Origin of the sequence: Xenorhabdus sp. SGI240, from assembly GCF_040081915.1 — a bacterium.
Taxonomy (GTDB): Bacteria; Pseudomonadota; Gammaproteobacteria; order Enterobacterales; family Enterobacteriaceae; genus Xenorhabdus; species Xenorhabdus bakwenae.
On the sequence record NZ_JBEBMB010000117.1, the window covers coordinates 1 to 4,187 of the forward strand.

6 protein-coding genes are annotated in these 4,187 nt (G+C 51.3%); 4 read left to right on the forward strand and 2 right to left on the reverse strand.

Annotated features, from left to right (window positions below; genetic code table 11):
- The 3 genes from ABLA76_RS16575 to ABLA76_RS16585 all read left to right on the forward strand — a co-directional run.
- On the forward strand, positions 1-322 hold a 322-nt coding region (locus ABLA76_RS16575), incomplete at its 5' end, for a hypothetical protein (RefSeq protein ID WP_348988768.1).
- A 681-nt stretch (positions 323-1,003) separates the two neighbouring features.
- Positions 1,004-1,426, forward strand: a complete 423-nt coding sequence (locus ABLA76_RS16580; RefSeq protein ID WP_348988769.1) for a hypothetical protein — start codon at positions 1,004-1,006, stop codon at positions 1,424-1,426.
- Positions 1,423-1,827 (forward strand): hypothetical protein, encoded by a 405-nt coding sequence (locus ABLA76_RS16585; RefSeq protein ID WP_348988770.1) that lies wholly within the window; start codon positions 1,423-1,425, stop codon positions 1,825-1,827. The genes ABLA76_RS16580 and ABLA76_RS16585 overlap by 4 nt, the downstream gene beginning before the upstream one ends.
- Before the next feature lie 69 nt (positions 1,828-1,896).
- Here the strand turns inward: ABLA76_RS16585 and ABLA76_RS16590 are convergent, their stop codons facing one another.
- Positions 1,897-2,217, reverse strand: coding sequence for a SymE family type I addiction module toxin (locus ABLA76_RS16590; protein ID WP_348988771.1), 321 nt, complete (start codon positions 2,215-2,217; stop codon positions 1,897-1,899).
- A gap of 83 nt (positions 2,218-2,300) precedes the next feature.
- Complete coding sequence (locus ABLA76_RS16595; protein WP_099137498.1) at positions 2,301-2,642, reverse strand: helix-turn-helix transcriptional regulator; 342 nt, start codon at positions 2,640-2,642, stop codon at positions 2,301-2,303.
- Between the two features lie 131 nt (positions 2,643-2,773).
- On the opposite strand from ABLA76_RS16595, the gene ABLA76_RS16600 reads away from it, so the two are divergent.
- The coding region (locus tag ABLA76_RS16600) for a CHC2 zinc finger domain-containing protein (protein ID WP_348988772.1) at positions 2,774-4,187 on the forward strand (1,414 nt) is incomplete at its 3' end.

Consider the following 4,187-nt stretch of genomic DNA (forward strand, 5'->3'; position numbering starts at 1 on the left):
CCTGAGCGTCCCCGTTAAGTTTGCTGGGATCGGCGCGGGGGCAGACCGTAGCCGGACTGCCCGTCGGCCTCGGTGTCTGCGGGGGTACGTGGGCCATGGTCGGCCTGAACAATGCCGCCCCCGTTCAGTCAGTGCAGGCCGTCCAAAGCCCACTCAACATAATGTTGGGGAATTATACGCCACTCACCGGGCGGCAACGCAGCCAGCCAGCGGCATCGTTGAGCGGTTCGCAGCGTATAATACACATTATGTCTTGCGCCCCCGCTTATCGGCATCGCAAGGTGCACCGCACAAGGCTGCGCCTTCTGCTGTCAGCTTCTGAGCCAGTCCCGGCCAAAGACCCGCGCCGACCCTGAGCACTGTGCCCCGTTCCGGCAAAATCACGTCTTCTTTAGCTGCCTTGCGTTGTTCCGGCAAACTTCCCGGTAGGCAGGTCGGCCTGCGGCCTCCGCTCATTGACCTCCCCCGCCCCGACCCCGCTGCACTGGCTGCGCCCGGCTCGCAGTCGCTTCTCTCCTCGCTCGTTACCGTGCTCGCCATCTCCGCCCCGTGCAGCCCCCGCGGGGGGCTTCCCTTGAGTAAAGTGCCATCAACAAAACCGAGCACAATCTTTGGCTTCCGTGCCTGAGAGCGTCGTAATGCGCCGCTTGCGGGTTCTTTGCCACCCGCCCCCGCAGAACGTGCGCCCGCCGCCCAAACAAGTTGGGCCGCGTTCGCCCGTTGCCGAAAGTGAAAAACCGCACAAAATCAGGTTGATTACCCCATCAATCAGAAAAAGGGGCGCTATACTGCACAACGGCTTGCGGCGGTAGCCCGGCAAAAGCGCACCGGGGCAACATGGCAAAACAGCGCAAAAGTGCGTATCGGCGTTTTAAGTTCGTGGATGTGGGCTAAACGGGTAAAAACGGTTCTTTAATAAGCTGATATTCAAAGAAAAAATCACGTAAAAAAAGTACGACCGCACCGGAATCGCTCCTAAGACCCGATTGGGTTAATGGGGGGCATGAATCCGTATGGGTATGTGCATAATCCGGCGAAATGGGTAGACCCGTTCGGGTTAGCGAGTTGTCCTGTCGATATATTAAAGAATGCCAGAAAAAATAATCATGCCATTTCAGCGGAGCAAAGGCAGAAGATCATAGATTCAATAGAAAATCCTAAGCTAAAAAGTATTTTCTCAGAGCTATATCGACCAGGTGCAAATATTCCTGATGGAGGCACTGCCGCATCAATTCTACATACAAAGAATACGGGAGAGTTAGTAGGCGGTTCAGACCATATAAATAAAGGTAAGGATTATTTAAAAGCATTGAAAAATTTAACCAGTGGTGACGGAAAATACAGAAATGAGACTCTAAGCTCATCTGACCGAAGCTTAGCAAGCTATATGATAAGTGATTTAAGAAATGCTTTGGGGCATCTATGACTAATGATGAATTAATTGATAAATTAAATAAGTCTTTTCCATTGTTTCGAGAAACATATGATGGAGATGATGGTATATATCTAGTATTTGGCGGATTTGGCTCATTCTTTGCTGATCTAATAAATCTATATGGTTCTGGTAAAGTAGAACCAAGAAACTATTTCTATTCCGATGTCGAACTTATTTACAACGATGATAAACTATTGATAAAAGAAATAAATAATATATTTGAATTTGTCGATGATTTATTTTTCAATCAAGATGATGAAGTAAAAGATATATTAAATACGTCCATCTTTGAAGCAATAATGGGGAGTGATTATAGTTATAACTTAGCTAGGAAATATCTTAGCAAAGAAACCTATAATCACTATTTAGAAATAACTAAAAGAGTGATTTAATTTAAAGCCGGAAAGATCCCCGTGATCTTCCGGCCTTATTCTTATTTTAGAGCGGCTCAGTCCCTGCCCTTAGTTGCTGTTGTAGTCGCCAAGCAGTTCCCGCATTCTCAGCTTAATTTCACTGAGCTGATCTTGCTGGCGCTGGTACTGTTGCTTGATGTTGCGGGTGTCGTCACTGTCAGGGATCAACACCAGACAGCCATCCATAATCTTAACCGTGAGTGTGCAGCCCTTATCAAACCCGGCCGCCTTAAGCCACTGGCCTTTAAGATGGATTGCGGGCGGGGCTTTGGCCTTGTCATTTTGCGGCACGTATCCCACGGTGTAATAACGTTCTGTTTTTGTCGCTTTATTTACTGCACGGTTTTGCCTAGAATGCGCCTTAGCCATGTTCAACTCCTAGATAGTTGGTTGTGGTTAGCGGTGTCGGGATGTTCTCAGCATCCCAATACCGCGTTAGCTCTGTCTCTTCTTTAGTTGCTCTTCACTGTCCAGCGTTTAGCATCGTGCATATGTAAAATGCTGTTAATCACTGTCTCAACAGCCTCCCGCTCTTTCTCGTCTAGCTGCGAAAGTGCTTCAAACTGGAGTTTAAGGCGATCATCAGGGCCACGTTCATCCGGTTCGAAAAGAAGCATATCCGCACTGACATTCAACGCTAATGCAATCCGTCTGAATACATCAATCGTGGGCTGAGAAGTGCCCGCCTCATAGCGCTTGTACTGTGAAACGTGCATACCAATCTTGTCCGCCATCTGCTGTTGCGTGAAACCAAGCTCTTTACGAGAAGCCGCTAATTTATCAGAAAAGCTCATAGGAAATTCCAAAGTTGCTGTAACTGACATCACTATAAGCCTCCCTTTTTTATCGCTTGACGGATAGTATCATATCAGGGACTATATATATCATCAATATGAATCTTGACGCAGTTTTAAAGGATTAAGATATGGCTCGCATTCCCAACGCAGAATTACAGCACCTGAAAACCGCTGTCTCCTTAGTTGCTATCATTGAGCAACAAGGGCGGCAGTTGTTTAAGCGCGGCAAAGATATGACGGTGTTGTGCCCGTTCCATGAGGAGAAAACGCCCTCGATGGTGATCACACCGTCGAAGAATCTCTATCACTGCTTTGGCTGTGATGCGGGCGGATCGGTGATCGACTGGGTAATGAAAACGGAGAATTTAAGCCTGCGTCATGCCGCCGAACGCTTAAAGGCCGTGCTGGGGCACAATCCGGCGGTTGAGCCGCTGGTACAGCCGGAAGAGCTGGCCAGTGATGCCATCGGCCAACAGGGGTTGCTGTCACGGGTGGTTGAGTTTTATCACCATACGCTGCTGAATGCGACAGAAGCCCAGGCGTATCTGTCCAGACGGCGGCTCAATCATCCTGAGCTGGTCAGTCATTTTAAGCTGGGTTTTGCCAACCGAACCCTCGCTTACCGCCTGCCGCCCAGTAAATACAAGGCCGGAGCAGAGATCCGCCGCCGTCTGCAAGCAGTCGGTGTGCTGCGGGAGAACGGGCGGGAGCATCTGCGCGGTTCGCTGGTTGTGCCGGTGAGGGGAACACAGGGGCAAATCCACGAACTGTACGGGCGCATGATCAGTGATGATCTGCGGGCGTCGGTTATCCGTCATCTGTACCTGCCGGGGGCACATCACGGCGTCTGGAATGAAGCGGCGCTGGGTGCGTCCAAAACGCTTATCCTGTGTGAATCACTCATTGATGCGATGTCGTTCTGGGTCACGGGGCAACGAAATGTCACCGCCGCCTATGGTGTGAACGGCGTCACGGCAGATCACTGGCAAGCGTTCGAACACTACGGCATTAAGCAGGTGCTGATCGCCTTTGATAATGATACCGCAGGCAATGATGCCGCGGTGAAACTGGCGTCAGCGCTGGTTGCCAAAGGGATCACACCGCTGCGCGTGGTGTTCCCGCCGGGCAGGGATGCCAATGAATATCTGTGTCAGATGGCGGAACCCGAAACCGCCTTTGCTCTGCTGATTGAGAGTGCTGTACCGATGCAGGAGGCGGCGGATATGGTGGCTCTAGAGCGCCAGACACCTGAGCCAGACACAGCACCCGAACCCGCTTCCCCTTTCGCCGCCGAACCGGCGCCCCGCGTGACGCCGAATGTGGTCTGTGAGTCGGGTGAGCATGGCGAGCTGCTCGTGTCAGTCGGCACACTGCAATGGTGTCTGCGCGGCATGGGATCAGTAAAGGCAGGTTCCGCTGCGATGAAACTCAATGCGCAGGTGCTGGACAGGCAAAGCGGGGTGTTGTTCGCGGATGGCGTTGATCTGATGAGCGGCCGTTCACGTAACAGTTACTCCCGCATGGCCGCCACTGAGCTGGGAC

What these genes read in the sequence shown, in the direction of transcription:
- ABLA76_RS16595 (WP_099137498.1), bottom strand. Translation starts at nt 2,642, where the DNA reads ATGAGCTTTTCTGATAAATTAGCGGCTTCTCGTAAAGAGCTTGGTTTC.
- ABLA76_RS16585 (WP_348988770.1), top strand. Translation starts at nt 1,423, where the DNA reads ATGACTAATGATGAATTAATTGATAAATTAAATAAGTCTTTTCCATTG.
- ABLA76_RS16590 (WP_348988771.1), bottom strand. Translation starts at nt 2,217, where the DNA reads ATGGCTAAGGCGCATTCTAGGCAAAACCGTGCAGTAAATAAAGCGACA.
- ABLA76_RS16580 (WP_348988769.1), top strand. Translation starts at nt 1,004, where the DNA reads ATGAATCCGTATGGGTATGTGCATAATCCGGCGAAATGGGTAGACCCG.